At 61.1% G+C, this 25,301-nt stretch carries 21 protein-coding genes; 7 read left to right on the top strand and 14 right to left on the bottom strand.

Features of this window, described 5'->3' with window-relative positions:
* Positions 1-39: 39 nt before the first annotated feature.
* Positions 40-813 (bottom strand): class I SAM-dependent methyltransferase, encoded by a 774-nt coding sequence (locus tag ACIGEK_RS06325; protein WP_397492479.1) that lies wholly within the window; start codon positions 811-813, stop codon positions 40-42.
* Positions 814-932: 119 nt separating this feature from the next.
* Between ACIGEK_RS06325 and rsgA the strand changes: the two genes are divergently transcribed.
* A complete protein-coding gene (rsgA, locus tag ACIGEK_RS06320) occupies positions 933-1,964 on the top strand; it encodes a small ribosomal subunit biogenesis GTPase RsgA (RefSeq protein WP_397492478.1) in 1,032 nt (343 codons plus the stop codon).
* 49 nt (positions 1,965-2,013) lie between these two features.
* Here the strand turns inward: rsgA and motB are convergent, their stop codons facing one another.
* Together motB and motA are read right to left on the bottom strand one after the other, a co-directional pair.
* Positions 2,014-3,027 (bottom strand): flagellar motor protein MotB, encoded by a 1,014-nt coding sequence (motB, locus tag ACIGEK_RS06315; RefSeq protein WP_397492476.1) that lies wholly within the window; start codon positions 3,025-3,027, stop codon positions 2,014-2,016.
* Between the two features lie 8 nt (positions 3,028-3,035).
* Positions 3,036-3,887, bottom strand: a complete 852-nt coding sequence (motA, locus tag ACIGEK_RS06310) for a flagellar motor stator protein MotA (protein ID WP_397492475.1) — start codon at positions 3,885-3,887, stop codon at positions 3,036-3,038.
* Between the two features lie 119 nt (positions 3,888-4,006).
* On the opposite strand from motA, the gene ACIGEK_RS06305 reads away from it, so the two are divergent.
* The 5 genes from ACIGEK_RS06305 to ACIGEK_RS06285 all read left to right on the top strand — a co-directional run bounded on the left by ACIGEK_RS06305 (position 4,007) and on the right by ACIGEK_RS06285 (position 11,452).
* Positions 4,007-5,521, top strand: coding sequence for an HDOD domain-containing protein (locus ACIGEK_RS06305; protein WP_397492474.1), 1,515 nt, complete (start codon positions 4,007-4,009; stop codon positions 5,519-5,521).
* 44 nt (positions 5,522-5,565) lie between these two features.
* Positions 5,566-6,381, top strand: a complete 816-nt coding sequence (locus ACIGEK_RS06300; protein ID WP_397492473.1) for a rhodanese-like domain-containing protein — start codon at positions 5,566-5,568, stop codon at positions 6,379-6,381.
* 37 nt (positions 6,382-6,418) lie between these two features.
* A complete protein-coding gene (gene asd / locus ACIGEK_RS06295; protein ID WP_397492472.1) occupies positions 6,419-7,279 on the top strand; it encodes an archaetidylserine decarboxylase in 861 nt (286 codons plus the stop codon).
* Positions 7,280-7,512: 233 nt separating this feature from the next.
* Complete coding sequence (locus ACIGEK_RS06290) at positions 7,513-9,318, top strand: molecular chaperone (protein ID WP_397492471.1); 1,806 nt, start codon at positions 7,513-7,515, stop codon at positions 9,316-9,318.
* Positions 9,319-9,382: 64 nt separating this feature from the next.
* Positions 9,383-11,452, top strand: coding sequence for an EAL domain-containing protein (locus ACIGEK_RS06285; RefSeq protein WP_397492470.1), 2,070 nt, complete (start codon positions 9,383-9,385; stop codon positions 11,450-11,452).
* A gap of 53 nt (positions 11,453-11,505) precedes the next feature.
* On the opposite strand, the gene serB is transcribed toward ACIGEK_RS06285, so the two are convergent.
* The gene (gene serB / locus ACIGEK_RS06280; RefSeq protein WP_397492469.1) at positions 11,506-12,720 is read right to left on the bottom strand and encodes a phosphoserine phosphatase SerB; all 1,215 of its coding nucleotides are present in this window, start codon (positions 12,718-12,720) and stop codon (positions 11,506-11,508) included.
* Positions 12,721-12,894: 174 nt separating this feature from the next.
* Here serB and ACIGEK_RS06275 point away from each other — a divergent pair, with 174 nt between their 5' ends.
* Positions 12,895-14,436, top strand: a complete 1,542-nt coding sequence (locus tag ACIGEK_RS06275) for a histidine kinase (RefSeq protein ID WP_397492468.1) — start codon at positions 12,895-12,897, stop codon at positions 14,434-14,436.
* A gap of 53 nt (positions 14,437-14,489) precedes the next feature.
* Here ACIGEK_RS06275 and ACIGEK_RS06270 read toward each other — a convergent pair whose 3' ends face one another.
* The 10 genes from ACIGEK_RS06270 to cytX all read right to left on the bottom strand — a co-directional run bounded on the left by ACIGEK_RS06270 (position 14,490) and on the right by cytX (position 25,232).
* Complete coding sequence (locus ACIGEK_RS06270) at positions 14,490-15,200, bottom strand: membrane integrity-associated transporter subunit PqiC (RefSeq protein ID WP_397492467.1); 711 nt, start codon at positions 15,198-15,200, stop codon at positions 14,490-14,492.
* A 157-nt stretch (positions 15,201-15,357) separates the two neighbouring features.
* Positions 15,358-17,616 carry a DNA topoisomerase IV subunit A gene (gene parC, locus ACIGEK_RS06265; protein WP_397492466.1) on the bottom strand — a complete coding sequence of 753 codons (2,259 nt, stop codon included), beginning with the start codon at positions 17,614-17,616 and terminating at the stop codon, positions 15,358-15,360.
* Between the two features lie 7 nt (positions 17,617-17,623).
* Positions 17,624-18,148: a TIGR02281 family clan AA aspartic protease gene (locus tag ACIGEK_RS06260; protein ID WP_397492465.1), complete on the bottom strand. Its 525-nt coding sequence runs from the start codon at positions 18,146-18,148 to the stop codon at positions 17,624-17,626.
* Complete coding sequence (locus ACIGEK_RS06255) at positions 18,145-19,128, bottom strand: esterase-like activity of phytase family protein (protein WP_397492464.1); 984 nt, start codon at positions 19,126-19,128, stop codon at positions 18,145-18,147. The genes ACIGEK_RS06260 and ACIGEK_RS06255 overlap by 4 nt, the downstream gene beginning before the upstream one ends.
* Entirely contained in the window at positions 19,128-21,032 is a 1,905-nt protein-coding gene (parE, locus tag ACIGEK_RS06250) for a DNA topoisomerase IV subunit B (RefSeq protein ID WP_397492463.1), read from the bottom strand. The genes ACIGEK_RS06255 and parE overlap by 1 nt, the downstream gene beginning before the upstream one ends.
* A 15-nt stretch (positions 21,033-21,047) precedes the next feature.
* Positions 21,048-21,659 carry a YqiA/YcfP family alpha/beta fold hydrolase gene (locus ACIGEK_RS06245; RefSeq protein ID WP_397492462.1) on the bottom strand — a complete coding sequence of 204 codons (612 nt, stop codon included), beginning with the start codon at positions 21,657-21,659 and terminating at the stop codon, positions 21,048-21,050.
* A 65-nt stretch (positions 21,660-21,724) separates the two neighbouring features.
* The gene (gene cpdA, locus ACIGEK_RS06240) at positions 21,725-22,546 is read right to left on the bottom strand and encodes a 3',5'-cyclic-AMP phosphodiesterase (RefSeq protein WP_397492461.1); all 822 of its coding nucleotides are present in this window, start codon (positions 22,544-22,546) and stop codon (positions 21,725-21,727) included.
* A gap of 173 nt (positions 22,547-22,719) precedes the next feature.
* Entirely contained in the window at positions 22,720-23,184 is a 465-nt protein-coding gene (locus tag ACIGEK_RS06235) for a DUF1249 domain-containing protein (protein WP_397492460.1), read from the bottom strand.
* On the bottom strand, positions 23,175-23,777 hold the full coding sequence (locus ACIGEK_RS06230; protein ID WP_397492459.1) for an NUDIX domain-containing protein: 603 nt from the start codon (positions 23,775-23,777) through the stop codon (positions 23,175-23,177). The genes ACIGEK_RS06235 and ACIGEK_RS06230 overlap by 10 nt, the downstream gene beginning before the upstream one ends.
* 165 nt (positions 23,778-23,942) lie before the next feature.
* Positions 23,943-25,232 (bottom strand): putative hydroxymethylpyrimidine transporter CytX, encoded by a 1,290-nt coding sequence (gene cytX / locus ACIGEK_RS06225; RefSeq protein ID WP_397492458.1) that lies wholly within the window; start codon positions 25,230-25,232, stop codon positions 23,943-23,945.
* Between the last annotated feature and the right edge of the window lie 69 nt (positions 25,233-25,301).

Genomic DNA, 25,301 nt, shown 5'->3' with positions numbered 1-25,301 from the left:
CTGCGCTCCTCGGCTAAGGCCGACAGTTTAGCGAATAAATCAGCCACGCATGCGCCACAACAATAGCCGTGACTTGCGCCAGTCATGCAGCTCGATCTGCTGATCCGCCGGCTGCCCAGGCACCTCAAAGGTGTTGCTGATCAGCAGACTGCCCAGCGGCATCTGCTCACAGGCCTTGGCCCACAGTTCAGGCATCGGCGCCGGAGACAGGAAGCAATACACCACATCGAACGCAGACAGGTCGCTGCGCCAGAGATTTTCATAACGGATCTGACAATTGCCCTGGGGCAAGGCGCGCAACCAGGCGATGAGAAAAGACAGCGGTGCGGTTTCCACCCCGACAAACTGCGCCTGCGGGAACTGCCGGGCTAGGCTCAGCAGCATGCCGGCCGGGCCGCAACCCAGATCGATAAAGCGAAAGTGCTCAGGTTGCTCGCCCAGTACGCCGAGCAGATACTGGCGAGCGCCGGCCCCCGTTAGGTACAGCGGCACTCGCTCGCCAAAGCTGTTCCAATTGAGCAGCAACAGCAGGACAAAACCGCCAAGAAACACCCAGGAAGGCAGCGGCGCACCACTGGCCAGCAAAAGCGCCGGGACGAACAGTAGATTCAATCCGCACCACCAGCGCGACAGCCACAGGTAACGCGCCAGAGTGGCAGCCAGCAAACCTTGCAGCAGGCCTGCAGCTAGCCAGGTCGGCCGCCATGGCGACAGCTGGGCCGTCAGATACAGCGCCAGGCCGACCAGCACGGTCGCGCCCACCTGGGCAGACAAGGCCAGTAACGCCGGATATTGGCGGACAACGCGCAGCATGTAGACTCCTGAACCGTCCGACCGATGATGCACCGCAGTTTAGCCGCGCCAGCAGCTCAATAGGCAGCCCGTGCTAGACTCGCGACCGTTTATTGCGCAATTCAACTCTCGGAAGACCCATGGCCAAACGCCAACTCAACCGCCGGCAAAACTGGCGTATCGAAAAAATCCAGGGCGAGCGTGCCGCCCGCGCTGCCAAGCGTGAGTCACAGGCTGTACAGATTCTTGAAGGCGGTGACCTCGGCCCAGAACAGACCGGCCTGGTCATCGCCCACTTCGGCGTACAGATTGAGGTTGAAGCACTGGATGGCGAACTGGCCGGCCAGGTATTCCGTTGCCATTTGCGCGCCAACCTGCCGACCATGGTCACCGGTGACCAGGTGGTGTGGCGTGCCGGCAACCAGGGCATTGGCGTAATCGTCGCGCAACTGCCGCGCAGCACCGAACTGTGTCGCCCGGACACCCGCGGCCAGCTCAAGCCAGTAGCAGCCAACGTCGATCTGATCGTGATCGTTTTCGCGCCCCTGCCCGAGCCTCACGCCAACCTTATCGACCGCTACCTGGTCGCCGCCGAGCACGCCGGCATCCGCCCACTGCTGCTGCTGAACAAGACCGACCTGCTGGATGAGCAGAACGCCGTGGCACTCAATCGCATGCTCGGCGTTTACCGCGAGCTCGGTTATCCGCTGCTGGAAGTGTCCGCCCACGGCGGCGACGGCATGCAACAGCTGCAACGGCAACTCGATGGCCATGTCAGCGTGTTTGTCGGCCAGTCCGGGGTGGGCAAGTCGTCGCTGGTCAACAGCCTCCTACCGGAAGTCGACACCCGCGTCGGGCCGCTCTCCGAGCTGACCGGCAAAGGCACCCACACCACCACCACCGCGCGACTGTTCCACTTTCCCGGCGGCGGCGAGCTGATCGACTCCCCCGGGATTCGCGAGTTCGGCCTGGTGCACGTCAGCCGTGATGATGTCGAAGCCGGCTTTATCGAGCTTCACGACCTGATCGGCCAATGCCGCTTTCGCGACTGCAAGCACGACCGCGAGCCAGGCTGCGCCCTACTCAAGGCGCTGGAAGACGGCCGCCTGCACCCGCAACGCATGGCCAGTTATCGGCATATTCTGGCCAGCCTGCCAGAAGCCGAGTACTGAAATGCACAAGGCCGCGACATTGTCGCGGCCTTGTGCCAATGGCAGTAGCTCACTCAGCGGGCTGATCGAACTGAAGCACACCTTCCTCGAAGATATTCAAACGCTCGCGCAACTGCCCATCAGGCAACGGATCACCGGGCACTGCAGCATCTGGCGAAACAGGTGCTACATCGGGTGTCGTTGGCGCACCGTCCGCAGAGACATCACCCTGCGCGCCCTCAATGGCTCGCTGGGCCTTCTTCGTCAGCACCACGATATCGATACGTCGATTAACCGGATTAAGCGGATTCTCCCGATCAAACAAGGCCGACGACGCATAACCCACCACGCGCGCGACCTGCTCGTCATCATAGCCACCCGCGACTAACACACGGCGCGCTGCATTTGCGCGATCAGCGGAAAGCTCCCAGTTACCATAGCCGCCACGCCCGACGAAGGGCTGGGCATCGGTATGACCACTGACGCTGATCTTGTTTGGCACTGCAGCGATGGTGTCGGTCATGGCCAGCAGGATGTCCTCGAAGTACGGCTGTAAGCGCGCGCTGCCGGAAGCAAACATCGGCCGGTTCTCGGCATCCATGATCTGGATACGCAAACCATCCTGGGTGATTTCGAAAAGGATCTGATCCTTGAAGTTCTGCAACTGAGGATTTTCCTCAACCTTGTTCTGCAACTCCTGCAGCAACAACTCCAGCCGCTCGCGCTCGACCTCTTCGGCTATCGACTCGGCCTGCAGCTTATCGACATCGGCCTGCGCATCCTCGGCCGGGCTCTGCTCTTCCTGCGGCTCAGGGTTAAGGGTGCGATCGGGAGCTGGTGTAGGTGTGCCGCCCAAGTCGATCACATAGGGGCTGGCGCTTTCCGAGAAGCCCACAGGGTCCTGGAAATAACCGGAGATCAGTTTTTTCTGCTCTGGTGTAGCCACTGACATCAGCCACATGACCATGAAAAACGCCATCATCGCCGTAGCAAAGTCGGCAAAGGCAATTTTCCAGGCACCACCGTGGTGGCCGCCGGCAACCTTTTTGACCCGTTTAACGATAATCGGCTGGTTGTTTTCCATGCTATGCCTTAGCTCCCACGCATAGCCTGTTCAAGCTCGCTGAAACTCGGACGGTGCGCTGGATAGAGCACCTTGCGGGAAAACTCGACCGCCAGCGACGGCGGCATACCTGAGGCAGAGGCCACCAACCCGGCTTTGATTGCCTCATAAACGTTCAGCTCTTCCTTGGCGTCATGCTCCAGCGAACCGGCCAGCGGGCCAAAGAAGCCATAGGACGCCAGAATCCCAAGGAAGGTACCTACCAGTGCAGTGCCGACCTTCTCGCCAATTTCCGCGTTGTCGGCCTCGGCGAGGATCGACATGGTGATCACGATACCCAGTACCGCCGCCACGATCCCCATGGCTGGCATACCGTCGGCAATCTTCGCCACAGCATGCGCCGGGTGCTCGAGTTCTTCTTTGAGGCTGGTGATTTCCATGTCGAACAACCCCTCGAGCTCGTGCGGGGCCATGTTGCCTGACGACATAATGCGTAGGTAATCGCAGATGAAAGATGTCATCCGCTGATCTTTGAGGATACCGGGGTACTTGCTGAATATCGGGCTGGCTGCGGGGTCTTCAACATCTGCCTCGATGGCCATCATGCCTTCGCGGCGGCTCTTGTTGAGAATCTCGTAAAGCAGCTTAAGCACATCCAGGTAGTAGTGGTGAGTGAAGCGCGAGCTGAACATGCTCAGCGACTTCTTGAACACCTGCATAAACATGCTGCCGGGATTGGCCTGCAGAAACGCCCCCAATGCTGCACCACCAATGATCATCACTTCGAAGGGGTGGACCAACGCCATAAACTTGCCGCCAGAGAGGATAAACCCCCCTAGAACGCTGGCGAATACAACAATGATACCGATGATTTTTGCCATAGAAAGAGACTTGCCAGAGAGGGTAGAAAGGGGCTTTGCAAAACAACCCTTCTATTTATCGGAAGTTTTGCGCGAGACTATAGCCAGTTAAGGTCAAAAGCCAGCTTGTCTCAACCCGCATGCCAAAGCCCGCCCACTACCCGCGCACTCTCACAGACTGGCTCAAGCAGCTAGACAGCCAGCTATTGCCTGCCTCCAGCGACAGCCAGCTGAAGCTGCGCCGAGCCCTGGCAGATAGCAATCGCTCGATGCGTGAACTGGCGGATTTGATGCAGGGCTGCCCAGCCCTGGCACTCAGCGTATTGCGTGAAGCCAACCGCAAGAGCAGCGGGCTCAGCGAGCAAACCGAAAGCCTTGAAGCAGCCATCAACCGCCTCGGCATTAAACGCACCGAAGACCTGCTCAATGCCTTGCCCGCTCTGCCTGAACAAGAGCTACCCATAGCTTTGCGACAAATCCAGCTGATCAGCCAGCATGCCAGCCACCAGGCTAATGGGCTGTTTGCCGGCCGCCTGGCGCGGCTGTGGCAGGAAGTACACTGGGGCAGCCTGCTGTTTCTCGCGCCGATCTGGACCTTGCTCGCCGCCCATCCTGAATTATTCGAGGTCTGGGAGCAGCGGGTACTGGTTAAGGGCGAAGCGGCGAGCAAGGTTGAACAGGAGCTGCTGGGCGTACCGCTGCTGAAGCTGTGCCTGGCCCTGAGCGAGCAGTGGCATTTACCGGAATGGATCATTCAGGGTTACAGACTGCTGGTCAGCGACCGCCGCCTACTGGTCAAGGCCCTGCATATCGCCCGCGATAATGAACACCCACTGCAACAGCAACAAATCCTTGATGCCGACAGCAACCTGCGCCGTTGGCTGACTCAACCAGCCAACAGCATTCTACTGGCCAACGGCCTGGCGCTTTCCGCGCACTACGCCTGGAACAGCCCGCATAGTCTGCGTTGGCAGCGCCTGACCGGCCTATTCTTGCAACTGCCTCTCGATAACGTGCAGCAGTTGCTGCATCAGAACGCCGTCAGCAGTGCCCGGCAGATGCCCGGCACCGACCTCTGGCACCCAGCCGAAGCGCTGCTCTGGCCGTGGCAGGCGCGGCACCTGCGAACCACAGTCGAGCAGCCCAAGGCGGCGGTCGTCAGCGAGTGGCGCCAGCAATGCGCGCAACTGCTTGCCCAGCCCAGCGCGTTTACCAATGTGCTGCAGCTCACCGCCTGCGCCAATCAGGCAACCCAGGCCTGCGGCATGCAACGCGTACTGATCCTACTGGCCGATCGTAACCACACACGCCTGATCGCCCAGCAGCAGAGTGGCCTGGACAATGCCGCCGCCAGCCTCAGCCTTGACCCACAGCAAAGCCAGGTGCTACGCCGACTACTCAGCGCCCCCGCACAACTAAAACTGAGCCCGGCCAACATCGCGCAATATTCCGCCATGCTGCCCGGCTCGCTGAAAAGCCTGTTCCCCAGCGAGCACCTGCTGATTCGCTCAATTGCCAGCAACAACCGTGTGGTTATGCTGATCTTCGCCGACCAGGGCGGCCGCCCGCTGAGCGATGCCAGCGTGCAAGGCTTTGGCAAAACCGTGCAATGCATTGAGCGCGCCCTAGCCAGCTTTGCCACCCGTGGCCGCTAGGCTTTCCGCTACAATCCTATCCTTTCCGTAAAAAGAGGCCCGGCATGACCGCCTTCGCTGAGTTGCCCTTGCTGATCGAACCCGCCCAACTGGCCAGCCGCCTAAATGCGCCCGAGCTGATTTTGGTCGATCTGACCAGCCAAGCGCACTATGCCGCTGGCCACATCCCAGGCGCACACTTTGTCGACCCCAAGCGTACCCAGCTGGGCCAGCCGCCAGCACCCGGTTTGCTGCCTGAGCAGGCGCAGCTTGAGCAACTATTCGGCGAGCTGGGGCATAATCCCGATGCTGTCTATGTGGTGTATGACGATGAAGGCGGCGGCTGGGCCGGACGCTTTATCTGGCTGCTGGATGTGATTGGCCACCAGCACTATCACTACCTGGACGGCGGCCTGCCGGCCTGGTTGGCAGAAGAGCGCGAGCTCAGCACCACAGTGCCGGATGCTGGCACACAGGCTGCTGCACTGCAGCTGCACACCGCACCGACCGCCACTCGCGAATACCTGCAAAGCCGTTTGGGCGCTACCGATCTGGCCATCTGGGATGCCCGCGCACCAAGCGAATACAGCGGCGAGAAAGCCTTGGCAAAAAAAGCCGGACATATTCCCGGCGCCATCAACTTCGAATGGACCGCAGGCATGGATCCGTCACGCGCGCTGCGTATTCGCCACGACATTCAAGCTCAACTCAACAGTCTCGGCATTACTGCCGACAAAGAAATCATCACCCACTGCCAGACCCACCACCGCTCCGGCTTTACCTACCTGGTCGCCAAGCTTCTCGGCTACCCACGGGTAAAAGCCTATGCCGGCTCTTGGGGCGAGTGGGGCAACCACCCGGACACCCCGGTCGAGCGCTAAGTACCCGCAGACCGCCCGCCACTTTTAAGGAACATCAATGAAAGATCGCCTGTTTATCCTCAGCCAGTACCTGCTGCCGCACCACCTGCTATCGCGCATGATCGGCTGCGCCGCCGAATGCCGAGCGGGGTGGTTCAAGAACCGCCTGATCGGCTGGTTCGCCAAGCAGTACCAGGTCAACATGAGCGAGGCGCAGGTCGAAGATCTGACCGCCTTCGCCCATTTCAATGACTTTTTCACCCGTGCTCTGAAAGACGGTGCCCGTCCGCTCGACAGCAGCCCTGGCGCAATACTCTGCCCAGCAGATGGCGCAGTCAGCCAGCTAGGCAAAATCGAACAAGGCCGGGTATTCCAGGCCAAGGGCCACAGTTTCAGCGTGATTGAGCTACTGGGCGGCGACACTGAGCGCGCTGCGGCCTTTATGGGCGGCGACTTCGCCACCATCTACCTCTCACCCAAGGACTACCACCGCGTGCACATGCCGCTGGCCGGCACCCTGAAAGAAATGGTCTACGTGCCAGGCCGGCTGTTCTCGGTCAATCAAACCACAGCGGAGAATGTGCCTGAGCTGTTTGCCCGCAACGAGCGCGTTGTCTGCCTGTTCGACACCGAGCGCGGCCCAATGGCCGTGGTGCTGGTCGGCGCGATGATCGTGGCCTCGATCGAGACCGTTTGGGCGGGCCTCGTCACGCCACCAAAACGCACATTGAAAACATTCAGTTACGACGAAGCCGCACGCGCGCCAATCGTGTTGGAGAAAGGTGCAGAGCTCGGGCGCTTCAAGTTGGGCTCCACCGCCATCGTACTGTTTGGCCCGGAACAGGTGCAGTGGGCCGAAGAGTTGACTGCCAACAGCCCGGTACAGATGGGCCAGCGCCTCGCCGCGCCACGCGACTAACCCGCCAACGCAGGCACTGTCAGCGCATGCAGACGGCGCCGGAAGCCTGGTCAGGTGGAACCCCTGACCACGAAAACCAGTCACAACAATGACTTCCAGATGATTTGTGTGCCGCGCCAGCTTGGCAACCCAGCCAAGGACATGGCTGCGGGGCACGCGAGATGCTGCTAGAGTCGAAACATAATTCCTAGACTCACCTGCCTTGCCCGTGTGCTGTGGAGTATCCGATTTAGATGGATAAACAGAATTCTCACTTGCTACTGCGCGTCACCACGCCGGATAAGCAAAGCCTGTCATTCTGCGAAGCCAGTCCTCGTGATCTGAAAAAATGGGTCGATGGCCTGCCCAAGGCCAATATCGGTGAAACCGCACGCCAGCTTTACCAGGCTCTCGTCGAACTCAACCAGCTACTGACACCCTCGGAAAATCGCCTGCAGTTGCTGGAAATCCTCCGCCCGGAAATCTATTTCGTCTGCAAACAACTGGAGAAACACTTCCTTAACCAGGCCATCGTCCTCGATGAGCGGCCGCGCAAGGTTGCTAACCTCTGCCAAGCCCTGCAGAACCACCTGGCAATCGGCTACAAGCTGATCGTCGCCCGCCTGGCCGCCCAGCCTGGTCGCGAACGCCACCAACTGCTTGCCGTCGCCCTGCAACGCGCCACCCACAGCCTGTGCGGCCCGCTGATTCGCGCCAGCCAGCTGTACTGCCCGGTTCCCGAAGGCCTCTGGCTAGAGCTACACCAGCTGTACCAGATGGCCCTGGCGCGTGGCCTGCACAAGACCATGATTCGTGACACCCAGGCCCTGCGCACCCAAGGTCTGAGCACAGAACAAAGTTATCTGGTTGCCCTGCTGCTCGGTTGCGCGCGCTGCAACCAGATGCGCCAGAGCGCTATCGCCCGCCTGGCCGAAGTTCTCGAGCCCTGGAGCGCGCTGGCCACCCTGCAGGCCGGGGACGAGCCCTCCAGCCTGTTCGCCATTGCGCCGCAGCTGGATGGCCCGCCCCGCTATATCTCGCTGTTTCAACCAAACGAGCTGCACAAAGCACTAGGGATCGATCCCAGCCAGCTGGTGGATGCCATCAAGGAACACCTGCTGCTGCCGGCCGAGAACCTCGCACAATCACGCCTGACAGTGCCAGAAGGCTTCAGTCACGACATGCTGCAGCACCTGGCTGCTGCCTGGGGCGATATCGCCGAGCGCACCTTCCAGCGCAGCCAGGGCCAGGGCGCATTGACGCTGTGCATCGGCATGAGCGCGCTGCATTTCTACCTGGCCGGCAAACGCCCGTTCAACGAAGTACTGCAGCTTCCGGTGACGACCAATGCTGCGGTATTCAAGGCCGACACCGGCGCACCGGATGTTTGGTCGAACGCCTTCGATGCGCAGAAGAGCAACCAGTGGGAAAACGGCCTCCCCTTCGAAGAGATCCAGTACAACAAACCGGAGAAAATGGCTGGCAGCAGCGCCGACAGCAATGCCGAGAGTTACCCGGTATTCGAAGTAACCATCGTCAATATCAGCCCGGGAGGCTATTGCCTGTCCTGGCCGAAAGACGTGCCCAGTCAGCTTCAGGCTGGTGAATTGCTCGGTGTACAAGGTCTGCCGCAGCAGGGCTGGAGCATTGCCGTAGTGCGCTGGATTCGCCAGGTACGTGGCGGCGGCACGCAGATGGGTATCGAACTCATCGCCCCCCACGCACAGGCCTGTGGCCTGCAACTGGTGCGCAAGGCCGAGCAGAACAGCCAGTACCTGCGAGCCCTGTTGCTGCCGGAAATCAGCGCCATTTCACGACCGGCCAGCCTGATTACTGCGCGCCTGCCGTTTCAGGAAGGCAACAAGGTCAGCATCAACCTGAATGGCAACGAACATCGTGCAGTACTCAGCCGTCGACAAACCAGCACCGGCAGTTTCAACCAGTTCGAGTACCGTGGCGTCGAGCAGATCAGCAGTGAGCACGGGAAGCCTGTCACAGCGCCGAAAAGCCGCACGCCAGGTGGGGAGGAAGACTTTGACTCACTCTGGAAGTCGCTGTAGATTGCCGACGCACTCCCTTTTGTCGCCTTTTCGCGCCCGTTCGGCGCAGATTTGATACCACACCATGGCCATTGATAAAAAAACCATTCGGCTACTGATACTCGAAGACTCGCAGAACGAGGCCGAGCGCCTGGTCAGCCTGTTCCGCAATGCGGGACGAGCAACCCGCGTGCATCGCCTGAGTTCCAGCGACGACCTCAACGAGGCTCTACAGCAAAGCTGGGACCTGCTGATCTGCGCGCCAAGCAGCGAGCAACTCGCGCCGAATGAAGCGATTGGCGCGATTCGTCGCCAGGCCAAAGACATCCCGGTGATTCAACTGCTCGCCGACAACGACTCCGACAGCATCACCGAAGCCCTGATGCTCGGTGCTCAGGACGCACTGCCGCAAGGTGAAGACGAGCGCCTAGTGTTGGTTGCCAAACGCGAGCTGGCCAATCTGGAAGAGCGCCGCGCCCGTCGTGCCTCCGAAGTAGCCCTACGCGAAGCGGAAAAACGCTGCCAGCTGCTGCTCGACAGCTCCGTTGATGCCATCACCTACGTGCACGACGGCATGCACATCTACGCCAACCGCGCTTATCTGGAGCTGTTTGCCTACGAAGATGCCGACGAGCTGGAAGGCATGCCGATGATCGACCTGATCGGCAGCAGCGACCAGTCCAGTTTCAAGGACTTCCTGAAGAACTATCAAAGTGCCGAAGGCAGCGCCGAACTCAATTGCGCAGGGATCAAGGCCAATGGCCAGAGCTTCCCGGCGCAAATGAGCTTCTCCCCCGCCACCTACGATGGCGAGCCCTGTATCCAGGTGGTGATTCGCGCCGAAACGGGCAACGCCGAACTGGAAGAAAAACTGCGTGAAATCAGCAGCCAAGACTTGGTCACCGGCCTGTTCAACCGCACCCACTTCCTCGAGCTGATGGACAATGCCGCCGAGCGCGCGGTGAACGCAGGCCAGCCGTCAAGCCTCGCTTACATACGGGTCGATCGCTACGCCAGCCTGCTCGCCGATATCGGCCTGGCGGGCATCGACATTCTCCTCACCGACCTGGCCAATCTGCTGCGCGCGTACTTCAGCGCCGACGCGCAGCTGGCGCGTTTTGGCGATGACGTCTTCACCGTACTGCAACCCGGCGTAAACCCGGAAAGCACTCGCGAGCACCTGAGCAGCCTACTGAAAAAGGTCGAAGGTCACCTGTTCGACGTGAGCGGCCGCACCGTGCAGAGCACCTTGTCGATTGGCGTAGCCGGACTCAACGAAAAAACCGCCAAGGCCCAGGAAGTGGTCGACCGCGCCCACCGCTGCGCCGACGAGCTGAGCGATGGCAACGCGATCAAGCTGTTCAATCCAGCCGACGAGCTTGCTGCAGCGGCAAGCCGCGGCAATATCGTTGCGATGATTCAGCAGGCCTTGGAGAAGAACAGCTTCCGCCTGCTCTTCCAGCCGATCATCAGTCTGCGTGGCGACAGCTTTGAACACTATGAAGCGCTGCTGCGCCTGATCGGCCCACAGGGCGAAGAGGTACCGCCGACAGAACTGTTCAGTGCGGCAAAAGAGGCCGGGCTTGCCGAGAAGATCGACCGCTGGGTGATCCTAAACTCGATCAAACTGCTTGCCGACCACCGCAGCAAAGGCCATAACACCCGCCTGTTCGTGCACCTGTCGACAGCCAGCCTCCAGGATCAAACCCTGCTGCCGTGGCTCAGCGTGGCCCTTAAGGCCGCACGCTTGCCATCGGACTCGCTGGTATTCCAGTTCAGCGAGCCGGATGCGATTGCCTACCTGAAGCAGGCCAAGGCCATCACTCAGGGCCTCAACGAGCTGCACTGTAAAACCGCACTGACCCAGTTCGGCTGCTCGCTGAATCCGTTCAACACGCTCAAGCACCTGCATATCGACTTCGTCAAAGTCGACAGCTCCTTCTCCCAAGACCTGAGCCAAGCGGAAAACCAGGAAGCACTAAAAACCCTGCTGGCCAGCCTGCATTCCCAGGCCAAGCTAACCATCGTGCCCTTTGTCGAGAGCGCCAGCGTGCTGGCCACTCTCTGGCAGGCCGGGGTCAACTATATCCAGGGGCATTACCTGCAGGGGCCAAGCCAGTCGATGGACTACGACTTCTCGGCCGGGGACGAGTAAGGCCGCACAGGCAGCAAAAAGCCGCCCAAGGGCGGCTTTTGTTTACCTGCGTTTTACTCCAGGCCGTCGCGGTCGCGAAAGCCCAGCAGATAGAGAATGCCATCCAGACCCAAGGTCGAGATCGCCTGTTTGGCCGATTGCTTGACCAGCGGCTTGGCGCGGAACGCCACACCAAGTCCGGCGATGGCCAGCATCGGTAGATCATTGGCGCCATCGCCGACGGCGATGGTCTGCTCCAGACGCAACCCTTCCTTGGCAGCCAGCTCACGCAGCAGGTCGGCCTTACGCTGGGCATCAACAATTGGCTCTACCGCCACACCGGTGACCCTACCATCGACGATCTGCAGCTCGTTAGCGAACACATAGTCGATACCCAGCTTGGCTTGCAGCTGCTTGGCAAAGTAGGTGAAGCCGCCGGACAGGATCGCGGTCTTGTAACCCAAACGGCGCAGCTCGCTAAACAGCGTCTCCGCGCCCTCGGTCAGGCGCAGCGAGGCGCCAATGTCCGCCAAGACGGTTTCCGGCAGGCCTTTGAGCAGCGCCAGGCGCTCACGGAAGCTGGCAGCGAAGTCCAGTTCGCCGCGCATAGCGCGCTCGGTAATTTCCGATACCTGCTCGCCAACACCAGCGGCCTTGGCCAGCTCGTCGATCACCTCAGCTTCGATCAACGTCGAGTCCATGTCGAACACCGCCAGACGGCGATTACGTCGATACAGCGAATCCTGCTGAAAGGCGATATCAACGTTCAACTCTTGCGCCACGCTGAGGAACTCAGCGCGCAACGCTGCTGGATCAGCCGGCTCGCCACGCACCGAGAACTCGATGCAGCCCTTGCCCTGCTCGGCCGGCATATCCAGCGACATACGCCCGGATAGGCGATCGATATGGTCGATATTCAGGTCATAACGCGCGGTAATCGCACTGACGCGCTGCAATTGCTCAGCAGTGACCTTGCGGGTCAGCAGAGTGACGATATGCCGAGCCTTACCCTGGCCACTGACCCACTGCTGATAATCCGCCTCGGACACTGGGGTAAAGCGCACCTGCTGATCAAGCTTGTAGGCAGTAAAGAGAATGTCCTTGAGCACCGACGAAGCGCGCTCGGTATCGGGGATCTCGACCAGAATGCCGAACGACAGGGTGTCATGGATCACCGCTTGGCCAATATCGAGGATATTCACCCCGCCCTGGGCCAGTACGCCTGTGATGGCGGCAGTCAAACCGGGGCGATCTTCGCCGGTGATATTGATCAGGACGATTTCGCGCAAGGCTCGGTCTCCAGTACAGCGTCAGGGGCAGCAGCTTGCTGAACAGGTCACAAGCCGTGGAAAAGGCGCACATTCTACCCATTTTCAGCGGTAAACAGCCACGCACGGCGCTTTGCCCGCTGCAGGGGCGCCGCTATACTGCGCGCCAACTACAGTCGACATGAGCCGAGCTCTGTGAACCGGCCCGCCCCCGTAAAGCCCGATAATTTCTTCCTCCTGCTGTTCCAGGCCCTGCGCCAACGGCGCATCCCCCTGGCACTGCGCATTGTCAGCCATAGCCTGTTGCTGGTGGCCCTGGCCCTGGTGATCTATGGCTGGGTGATCGGCATGCAGTTCAAGCATGCCATGCAGCAGCAGGCCGAAGCCCTGGGCACCAGCCTGATTATTCAGACGGCCGCCTCGGCGACCGAACTGCTGGTGTCTAACGACATCCTCAGTCTCAACGTCCTACTCAACAACCTGGTGAAAAACCCACTGGTGGCCCACGCCGCCATCTACAGCGTGGATAACCGCATCCTTGCTGAGGCCGGCTCGCGCCCGAGCCAGAGCATGCTGGGTGAAACCGAAGGGCTGTACTCAACACCGATCACCTTTCAGGAGGTGATCGCCGGGCAGCTGCGCATCAGCCTGGACATGCAGCAGTTCCAACAGCCAATGACCATCAGCCTACAGAGCATGGGCATTCTCAGCCTGATCCTGCTGGCTCTGACCCTAAGCCTGAGCATGCGCCTGGGGCGGCATATTTCCACGCCGCTGCTGCAACTGCGGGTATGGCTGCGTGACCCGGATGATCCTGCGCCAGGTGCTGGCCGCCAGGATGAAATCGGCGACCTGGCGCGCCAGCTGCAAGCACGCCTGGTACCGGAAAAGCCGGCACTGCCAGAAGAAGAGGAAGAGCAAGAGCCGTTCTACGACGATGAACCGGTCGCCCAGGATGATTACGACTACCAGCCAGAGTCGTTCGATGATGAGCCGGACTTTGAAGTGCGCAACCTGCACGATGACCGCTTCGATGAGCGCGACGAGTCAGTCGAGCCACTGCATCGCGATGACCAGCCATACGCCGAGAGCGCAGTGGATGATCCATTCTCCGAGCTGCGTGATCACGACGAACAGGAGCCCGTCACAGCACCTGCCCCCCAACAACCGCTGCCCAGCGCCGTGCTGGCGATCCAGCTGGGCGCACAGGAACAATTGCGCCGCCTGCCGCGCACCCGCCTGATGGAATTACTGCAGCGCTACCGTGACTGCCTGGATCGGGCTGCGAGCCTGTATCAGGGCGAGCTGCATACCCTCAGCGACGGCAGCAGCCTGATGCTGTTTCACCAACTGGATATCGGCGAGGACTACCTGACCCACGCCATCTGCTGCGGAGAACTGATGCGCGCCCTGGGCCACGCCCTGCAGATCGAAGTGGCGGACAGCGGCATCACCCTGCAACTGCAGCTTGGCCTGACGCTGGGTGAAAACCTCAGTGACCTCAGCCAGGGCGACCTGCTGCTCAGTGAAACGGCGCAGAACGCCCTGGCGCTGTCACAGCACAGCCGCAACCTGCTGCTGGTCGAGCGCAGCATTGCCGACGACACCCTGGTCCGCCAGCGCGCGCGCATTCGCGCCATCGCCAGCCCACAAGGCGCTTGCTGTGTTGAACGTCTGCTGGAACCCTATCCATCGCTGCTGGAGCGCCAACTGGCGCGCATGCACGAAAGCAATTAATCCGAGCCAACAAAAAAGCCCGCCTGATTGGCGGGCTTTTTTGTTGGCGGCGCTTAGAAGCGGAACACTTCGCCTTCACCACGCATCGGTTCAACCACCGGAATACGTGGCGGCGCGGGCAGCGCAGGCTTTATCGGCGCAGGTTTGCGCACGGGTGCCGGCGCGACTACGGGCGGCACTGGCGTACCGTGGGTTTCGACGGCGACGGCCAATTGTTCGACCAACTGCTGCACCACCAGGCTCTGCGCCCGTACCTGATCGACGATGGTGCCGCTATGGGCCTCCTCCAGCCTGACCAGACGCCCATCGAGTAACGTTCCATCGACACCAGCCAAGCGCCACTGCGCTTCCAGCACGGCTGGACGCTGCGGACCGGAGTCCAGTCGAGTAATCGACAAGCCCAGACGGAACTGCGGTACAAATCCGGCAGAACCCGGTGCCAGCACCAGGCGCTGGCTGTCTAGGCGAGAGGCCAGTTGGCGCAACAACTGCTGATCGATATCAGCGGCCAGGCTGCCGGCCCAACGCGCATCATCGGCGGCGGTCAGGCTGCCGTCGGCCTGACGCTGCAACAGGGCTTCGCGTTGCAGGTAATCGGCAATCGCCACCGGCCCAAGCAGCACGGCAATGCCTTGCTCGGCTACGGGAACGCGAATATCGCCGCTATCAAGCTGGTACAGCGGTGCTTGCTGATAACGCATACAACCCGCCAGGCCAAGCACACCGGCCAGCAGCAGAACTCCGGGGAAACGCAGTGCAGTCATCTTACTCATCCAGCCGGCCAGTCTGCCGGCGTGCATACACATTAGGTGCCGGCGGGTCGCTTGCGTGACCCGCCTTACGGCCGCGTATCATCCTTGAAAGCCGCTCGCGACTCCAGCGCAGCACTGTGCCTGCATGCGCCGGGCCCAGCTCTGCGACCTAACCCTGGGTTTCGACCAATAGGCTGTCGACACGCTGGAAGCCGCGCGGCAGCTTGTTGCCACGCCGCCCGCGCTCGCCTTTGTAGTGTTCCAAGTCATCGGCCTTGAGCGACAGGGTACGCTTACCGGCTTGCAATACCAGGGTGCTGCCTGCCGGCAGCACGGCCAGATCAGTGAGGTATTCCTCACGCGAAGCGACCCGCTCACCGGGGATGCCGATGATCTTGTTGCCCTTGCCTTTGCCCAGCTGCGGCAAATCGCGCACGGGGAACAGCAGCAAACGACCTTCGGTGGTCACTGCCGCCAGCCAATCTTCTTCACGGTTAGCCAGCGGTTTCGGCGGCACCACCAGGGCGCCGGCTGGCAGGCTGAGCAGGGCCTTGCCGGCCTTATTCTTGGCCTGCAGGTCTTCGCCTTTGACCACAAAGCCGTAACCGGCATCGGAGGCGATCACATACAGCGCACTGTCATCCGGCAGCAGCACACATTCGAAGGTTGCACCAGGCGGAGGCGTCAGGCGCCCAGTCAGCGGCTCACCCTGACCACGGGCGGACGGTAGTGAATGCGCGACCAGCGAGTAGCTGCGCCCAGTGGAGTCGATAAACACCGCGTACTGATTTGAGCGGCCCGGCGCGGCCGTCTTGAAGCCGTCACCGGCTTTGTACGACAGGCCAGTCGCGTCGATATCGTGGCCCTTGGCGCAGCGTACCCAGCCTTTTTCCGAGATCACCACGGTCACTGGCTCGGTCGGCATCAACTCGGTTTCACTGAGCGCCTTGGCTTCGGCGCGAGCAACGATCGGCGAACGGCGGTCGTCGCCGTACTTCTCGGCGTCGGCCAGAATTTCCTGACGCACCAGTTTCTTCAGTTTGGTCTCACTACCCAGCAGGACCAGCAGCTTGTCGCGCTCCTTGGCCAGCTCTTCCTGCTCGCCACGGATCTGCATCTCTTCCAGGCGAGCCAGCTGGCGTAGACGGGTCTCTAGGATGTACTCGGCCTGAATCTCGGCAAGGCCGAAGCGCTCCATCAGCACCGGCTTGGGTGAGTCCTCGGTGCGGATGATGCGGATAACTTCATCGAGGTTGAGGAAGGCAATCAAGCGGCCTTCCAACAGGTGCAAGCGATGTTCAACCTTGTCCAGACGGAACTGCAAACGACGGCGTACGGTGCCGACGCGGTACTGCAACCACTCGGTGAGCAGGGTGCGCAGGTCCTTTACCGACGGTTTGCCATCCAGGCCGATAACGTTGGTGTTGACCCGGTAGCTGGACTCCAACTCGGTGGTCGCAAACAGGTGCTGCATCAGTTCATCGGCATCCACCCGGTTGGAGCGCGGGATGATCACAATACGGCACGGGTGCTCATGGTCCGACTCGTCACGCAGATCGGCGACCATCGGCAGCTTCTTCGCCTGCATCTGCGCAGCAATCTGCTCCAGCACCTTGGCCCCGGAAACCTGATGCGGCAGCGAGGTGACCACAACATCGCCGTCCTCAACGCGGTACACGGCGCGCATGCGCACCGAGCCCTTGCCGGTTTGGTAGATTTTTAGCAGATCCGCGCGCGGGGTGATGATTTCCGCTTCAGTTGGGTAGTCCGGCCCGAGGATGTGCTCACACAGCTGCTCGACCGTGGCGCTAGGCTCGTCCAGCAGGCGAATGCAGGCCGACGCAACCTCGCGCAGGTTATGCGGCGGTACGTCGGTGGCCATACCCACGGCGATACCCGTGGTGCCGTTAAGCAGAATGTTCGGCAGGCGTGCTGGCAGGGTCGCTGGCTCATTCATGGTGCCGTCGAAGTTCGGCACCCAATCCACAGTGCCCTGGCCCAGTTCAGTGAGCAGGACTTCCGAATAACGCGACAGCCGTGCTTCGGTGTAACGCATGGCAGCGAAGGATTTGGGATCGTCCGGCGCACCCCAGTTGCCCTGACCGTCGACCAGGGTGTAGCGGTAGCTGAACGGCTGCGCCATCAGCACCATGGCTTCGTAGCAGGCGCTATCGCCGTGCGGGTGGAACTTACCGAGCACGTCACCGACGGTACGCGCCGATTTTTTGTGCTTGGAGTCGGCGTCCAGGCCCAGCTCGCTCATGGCGTAGACGATGCGCCGTTGCACCGGCTTCAAGCCGTCGCCGATATGTGGCAGCGCACGGTCCATGATCACGTACATGGAGTAATTGAGGTAAGCCTGCTCGGTAAAATCGGCAAGGGAACGGCGTTCAACACCGTCCAGGCTCAAATCGAGGGATTCGCTCATGCGTGCCTCATTGCAAGGTTGATTGGCGCAGCATCAAGGTGCCACCGCGCTGGGTAAATTCGAGTTGTTTCAGGGCACTCATACCCAGTAATACGTCATCGCCACCCATGCCGGGTGCGATCAAAGCCTCTACATCGGTCAGTACGATATCGCCCAGCTGCAAACGCTGCAGGCGCGTACGGTGCGCTGTGGCGCGGCCATTGGCGGTGCTGATAGTGATCGCCGCACCGGCTTGCAAACCCAGGCGCTGCGCCACTTCGATCGGCACCGCAACCTGCGTCGCGCCGGTATCGAGAAGGAAGGTCACCTCCTCGCCATTGATCTTGCCGCCAGCCATATAGTGGCCCTGGCGGCTGCTGGCCAGGTGCACCTCGACATAGCCACTGCCATGCAGCGACTCGGGCGTGCGATTGGGGTTGCGCTGCTCATCTTCCCAGTCGCCAAAGAACTTGGTCGCCAGCAGTAACGCAGCACCCCAGGCCAGCACCAGCATCACGCGCCCGGCACGCTTACCTGCAGGCTGTTCACTCACGGCTTGCTGCCCCAACCGCCTTTGGGTGCGGCAAAACGCCAGATAATCGGCCGCGACTCACCATCGGCGCGACTGAAACGGCCGTTATCAACACCAACCCAGGCGCCGCCCTGATCCACCCACAGCGCCTCGGCCAGCCCATAAGACGGCGGATAGAGGCGCTCCGGGGTGAGCGCTTCAGCGGCAAACGACCAGCACTTCTCAACCTGACCATTGCTCAGGCTGCGCCGACAAATGCGGTGCGCCTGACGCTCAAGGGTGAAAAGCTTTTCGTTATGGAAGGCCAGCCCGGAGAAATCCCGCGGCTGCTCTTTCGCTCCTAGCTGCTCCGGCGCTGGCTCCGAGCCTGCCTCGCTAAACAGCACGCAGCCACCGGTACAACGCCAGATGGCACGCTGTTTGTGCACCACCAGCAAGCCACGGCGCATGCGCTCGGCTGCCAGGTACAGGCGTTCACCCGCTGGATCGACGGCAATGCCCTCAAACAGCGAGTTGTAGTGCAACAACATGCCACTGGCGCGCGCCTGACGCACCAGGTTCTGGGGCAGTTTCAGCCAGTTGGGTTCGCCCATAACTGGCAACTGCAGCACCGCCGCATTGGCCTCACTGACCAGGTAGCGATTACCGGCGGCGTCACAACTGATGCCCTCGAAATCCAGCTCACCACCACGCACCAGGCCGGCGACCCAGCTGCGCATGCGCAGCCCCCAGGGCAAACGCACATCCGGCGCAGGCGGCGCGACAAAGGTCTCGGCTGTGGCTTGCCACTGCGACTCGTCCGACTCCAGGCGATACAGTTGCTGATCATCGCGATCAGAAACCGCCCACAGCGCGCCATCGCACCAGGCAAGGCCGGACAGGTTGCCGCCACTGATGCCACTGACCGCTTGCTCGTTAAGCAGTTGCAGCTCTTCCAGCGCCGTCGCGCTCGCCAGCAAGGGTGCGCAGAGCAATATGCAGACAGCCAACAGCCGCTGCATCAGAGCAACACCTCGGCCAGGTTCCCCTTGGACTCCAGCCAGGATTTACGATCGCCCGCACGCTTCTTCGCCAGCAGCATGTCCATCATTTCCTGGGTGCCCGGATAGTCTTCCAGGGTCAGCTGCACCAGACGCCGGGTATTGGGGTCCATGGTGGTTTCGCGCAGCTGCGGCGGGTTCATCTCACCCAGGCCTTTAAAACGGGTGACCTGCGGTTTGCCGCGGCGCTTCTCAGCCACCAGACGGTCGAGAATGCCATCGCGCTCGGCTTCATCCAGCGCGTAGAAAATCTCCTTGCCCAGATCGATGCGGTACAGCGGCGGCATAGCGACATAGACGTGACCCGCATCCACCAACGGGCGAAAATGCTGGACGAACAACGCGCAGAGCAAAGTCGCGATGTGCAGACCATCGGAGTCGGCGTCAGCGAGGATGCAGATCTTGCCGTAACGCAGCTGCGAGAGGTCGCTGGAGCCCGGATCGAGGCCAACCGCCACGGCGATGTTGTGCACCTCCTGGCTGGCCAGCACTTCGCTGCCATCGACTTCCCAGGTATTCAGAATCTTCCCGCGCAGCGGCAGGATCGCCTGGAACTCTTTGTCCCGAGCCTGCTTGGCCGAGCCGCCGGCGGAATCACCTTCGACCAGAAACAGTTCGGAGCGCATCGGGTCCTGGCCAGCGCAGTCAGCCAGCTTGCCCGGCAGCGCCGGACCTTGGGTAATACGTTTGCGTTCGACCTTCTTGCCAGCCTTGAGACGGCGATTGGCGTTGCTGATCGCCAACTCTGCGAGCTGTTGGCCGAGTTCCGGATGACCGTTCAGCCACAGGCTGAAGGCATCCTTGACCACGCCGGAGACGAACGCGGCCGCCTCACGGGACGACAGGCGCTCCTTAGTCTGCCCGGAGAACTGCGCGTCCTGCATCTTCATCGACAGGACAAAGGCGATGCGCTCCCAGATATCCTCCGGGGCCAGCTTGACCCCGCGCGGCAGAAGGCTGCGGAACTCGCAGAACTCGCGCATGGCATCCAGCAGGCCCTGACGCAGGCCGTTGACGTGGGTGCCGCCCTGAGCGGTGGGGATCAGGTTGACGTAACTTTCCTGCACCGCGTCGCCGCCTTCTGGCAGCCACAGCAGCGCCCAATCCACCGCCTCCTTGTTACCCGCCAGGCTGCCGCAGAAGGGCTCATTAGGCAGGCGTTCAAACTCGCTGACCGCATCAACCAGGTAGGAACGCAGGCCGTCTTCGTACATCCACTCGACTTTCTCGCCGCTGGCCTTGTCTTCAAAGCTGACGGAGAGACCCGGACAGAGCACTGCCTTGGCCTTGAGCACATGCTTGAGCCGGCTGACGGAGAACTTGAAGGAATCGAAATACTTGGCATCCGGCCAGAAGTGCACGCTGGTCCCGGTGTTGCGCTTGCCCACCGTGCCGACGACGGCCAGATCGCTGGCCTTGTAGCCGTCAGCAAAGCTCATCTGATACTCGTTGCCGTCGCGTTTAACCGTGACGATCACGCTGGTCGACAGCGCGTTGACCACCGAGATGCCCACGCCATGCAGCCCCCCGGAGAACTGGTAGTTCTTGTTGCTGAATTTGCCACCGGCATGCAGCTTGGTGAGGATCAGCTCAACCCCTGGCACGCCCTCTTCCGGGTGAATATCCACTGGCATGCCGCGACCGTCGTCGAGCACCTCCAGGGAGTTGTCCTCATGCAGGATCACCTGAATCGATTTGGCATGCCCGGCCAGTGCTTCGTCGACGCTGTTGTCGATGACTTCCTGGGCCAGGTGGTTGGGCCGGCTGGTGTCGGTGTACATGCCCGGGCGTTTGCGCACCGGGTCGAGGCCGGAAAGGACTTCGATGGCATCGGCGTTGTAAGAGCTAGAACCTTGCTGGGCCATGGGGTCTCTTGTTCGTCAATTGAGAGCGGAAAAGTCGATATCCTGCCACAGATGGCGAGGAATACCGGCGAAAGCGAAAAGCATCGGCAGGCGTTCGGTAAAGCCCTGAAAACCGTGATCGCCACCGGCCTGGATACGCAGCGCGCTAGCGCGGTAATAGCCCTGGGCATCACGGTAATCAAGGGTTTCATCGGCGGTCTGCAGCCACACCTGATAGCGCGCCGGGTCTTGCAGCGTGGCGACGTCCAACTCAGCCAACGCCGCTACGTGATCGGCAGTCAGCTCCCAGGTTTCATCGCTGTAATAGTTCTTCTGCGGGCCTAGGTATCCATCGAAACGCAGATGCGGGCGCACCGCCGGGTTGATCAACAGCGCCGGCAGCCCGTGGCGCTCGGCCAAGTGGGTCGCATAGTAGCCGCCCAGAGAGCTGCCAACCAGCACGGGCCGACCAAGCTCGGCAATCAGTGCTTCGAGCTGGGCAATCGCCTGACGCGGATGGTGATGCAAGGCGGGCACCCGCAGCTGCGCGGCCAGGCCCAGCTGCGCCATGGCGCGCTGTAACTGGCTGGCTTTGAGCGACGCCGGCGAGCTGTTAAGCCCGTGAATATAGAGAATAGATGTGGTCATGGGGCGGGAGGCTAACCGGTTGCGGCGACCGGCTGCAACCGGTTAACCAAGCACCATCAAAGGCTTTAATAGCCTTTGATGGTGTAATCGATTTCGAACTTGATTCCCGTCACCCGCGACACACCGGTTTCCAGGCGACCGTCATCAAACAGGCGCAACCAGCGATAGCCCGGTGCGGTTTTATCCACCTGAAACTCCTCGCTGCCTGGGGCGAACTGCACGCAGGTTGAGGGCGACGCCAGTAGGCGAATCGGGCCGCGCTGCTGATCGAGCTCCTGATGGATATGCCCCCAGAGCACCGCACGCACCTGACTGAAACGCTCCAGCACAGCAAACAGGGCATCCGGGTTGCGCAGTCCGATGGGTTCCATCCATTTACAACCGATGGACACGGGATGGTGATGCAAGCAAATCAGGTGATGGCGATCCGGCGCTTCGCTCAGCGCGCGTTCAAGCAAGGCAAGCTGCTGTTCACTCAGGTAACCGGGCACTGCGCCGGGGATCGAGGAGTCGAGTAGAGTCACGCGCCAGTTGCCCAGGTCAATCACCGGCTCGAGCAGATCACTGTCTACGCAAGCCGCCTGCATGGCCGGTACTTCATCATGATTACCAGGGAACCAGCGCGCGGGCGCGGGGATGACAGCGGTCATCTCGCGAAAACGCTGGTAGGACTCAGCACTGCCGTCCTGCGAGAGGTCGCCACTGGCCAGGATCAGGTCAATCTGCGACTGCTCTTGCAGCACACGCTCAATCACCCGCTGCAAGCTGTCCTGGGTATCCATACCCAATAGCTTGCCCGCCCCATCGGCAAACAGGTGGCTATCGGATAACTGCACCAGCAGTACCGAGCGATCAACAGCAGTGGTTTTAGTCGACGCGCCCGGCAAGACCTTCTCCTTGAGCGGAATGCGTGAATTATGCTGGCTAGCCCTGCGGGCGGTAAACCCGCGAAAGGGGAATAGATCACAGAACGCCCGCTGTAAATCCAACGCCCATCGTAAGGCTAGCGCGTATCGGAATAATGCGCCTGCGACTGATTATCGGCAGAACGTGGAAAAACCTAACGCACGGGAGCCAGCTCGTGACCGCAAGCCAGGCAGTGGCTCAGCCACTCACCGAGAAACAGGTTGAGCTGAGTCTTCTCATCCGGCTGGTGCATGGCAGCGTTGGGATAGGGATAGATGCCGCGAAAACGCCGCGCACTCTGCGCCCCGACAACTTCCGCCATACGCGCATCGTGGTACACGCGCACCTCCATGTGCGGCACCGGCAGCCAGGGCAGGCTGTGCTCCTGGCGCACGGAGAGGGTCGAAGTGTAGGGGCAGGTTTCCAGCACTTCCAGCGCCAACACGCCCAGTTGCTGCTCACCCTGACTCATGCCCACACGACGCGTCTGCCGGTAGGCATCCGGCCCCTCACGCATGTCAGGCAGCAACTGCATCAGGCGTGCATAGTTGGCTTCGCAAGCGGCTTGCAGCTCGACCAGATCGACCCGATAGCGCTCGCGCAGCAGATTCACGACCACAGCCCCCGCACTTCGGCGCGGTTCAGCGCCAGCCACTGCAGGGCAATGATGCTGGCGGCATTGTCGATGCGTCCGTCTTTCAGCGCATCCAGGGCATCTTCCAACGGCCAGACGTGCACGCGAATGTCTTCGCCCTCTTCCGCCAGACCATGTACGCCGCCCGCGCCTTCACTGTCGCAACGGCCGACGAACAAATGCACACGCTCATCCGAACCGCCGGGGGACGGGTAATACTGGGTAATCGGCCACAGCGAGCTCAGCGACAGATTGGCTTCCTCCAGCGCTTCGCGGCGCGCCACTTCCTCTGGCTGCTCATCCTTGTCGATCAAGCCGGCGACCAGTTCCAGCAGCCAGGGGTTGGCACTTTTATCCAGCGCCCCCACGCGAAATTGCTCAATCAACACCACACAATCACGCTGCGGGTCATAGGGCAGCACACACACGGCATCGTGGCGCACGAACAATTCGCGGCTCAGCTCCGGGCCCATATCACCGGCAAACTGGCGATGGCGCAAACGCAACCGATCGAGCTTGTAGAAGCCGCTAAAGCAAGCCTCACGCTCCAGCACTTGCACATCCTCTTGAGCATTCATTGCGGACTCCAACACTCCGTACAACGGTTCGCAGCGGCTGACCTGAGCGATCAGCATGTTCGCCACAGCTTACACGTTGACCACTCAGCACTGACAAGCTGTCATCACGACCGTTCGGCTAACAGGCCTGGTTTTATACCGTGAGCATGACGACCGCCCACAGCTTCAACAGATCGCCGCCCCGCGCTTACGACTCAGCTGCCCCAGCAGTAACTGTAGCCCCGCAGCCAGGAGGAACGCCGGCAGGGTGGCACCTATTTGCGGCCAGTAATGGCTGAGCAGGTGATACACCACCGCACCACAGCCCCATGCCAGCAAGGTATCCACGCGCAAGTTGCAAACGGGGGCCAACTCGGCACGCCGACGGCGCAGGATAAAGTGGTCAACCAATACCACGCCAAACAGCGGCGCAAAAACTGAACCGATCAGCAGCAGGAAATTCTGATACTCGGCCAGCGGTGCCAGCCAGGCGATCAGGGTGCACAGCACGCCAATGGCCAGGGCTAACTGCCCAACCCGAAGCGGCAACGCAATGCCGGCCGACACCGCCGCCGAATGGATGTCCGCGAAAGCGTTTTCCGATTCATCCAGCAAAATCAGCAGCAGCGGAATACCCAGACCGGCACCCGCCAGCGCCAACAGCAGCGCATTGGCCTCAGCCCCAGTAGCAAAGGCCAGGGTGTAAGCCACGCCCAGGCTCATCAACCAGACATTACCGAGGAAGAACCCCAGCGCAGTGCCGCCAAACACCCGCGCAGCGCTGCGGCCGAAGCGCGAGTAGTCGGCAATCAGTGGCAACCACGACAGCGGCATGGCAATGGCGATGTCAAAACCCAGGGCAAATGGCATCGAACCATCCCCGGCACGTGCCCAGAGGCTTGCCAGATCCGCTTTGTCGAACAGGTTCCAGGTGAGCCATACGCAGGCCCCCAGCAGCAGCCAGATACCCCATTTACGCAACACCTTGCGCACAAAGGTCAGCGGCCCGGCGACCGCCAACAGGGTCGCCAGCGCGCCAAAGAACAGTGTCCATATCAGTGGTTTACTCCACGCGGAGCCAGTCCCGAACGCACGCTCGGCCAGTACGCTCGCAGCGTCACGCATAACAATGATCTCGAAGGCGCCCCAGCCAATCAATTGCAATACATTCAGCAAGGCCGGCAGCAAGGCGCCTTTGCTGCCCAGGCTAAGCTTCAGAGCGGCCATGCTCGAACGACCGGTATCGCTACCGATCACCGCCACTGCTCCGAGCAACAGCACACCCACGGCCGTGCCACAGGCAATTGCCAGCAGTGCGCCACTCATGCCCAGCCCTGGCGCCAGTAAAGCACCCAGCTGCAAGACCATCAGGCCAATGCCGAGGGAAAACCACAGGGAGAACATGTCCCGCGCACCCAGCACGCGCTGGTCGCTGGCCACACTTTGGTGTGGGGAATAGGTGTGGGTAGTGATCACGGTAATAGCCACCTCAGAAAATTAAAAACCACCCAGGGCATGCCGTGGGTGGTGTTCGATTAAGCCGAC

The sequence above is a fragment of the Pseudomonas sp. NPDC079086 genome (assembly GCF_044542155.1).
Classification (GTDB): Bacteria; Pseudomonadota; Gammaproteobacteria; order Pseudomonadales; family Pseudomonadaceae; genus Aquipseudomonas.
This window is presented reverse-complemented; position numbering and strand designations above follow the sequence as displayed.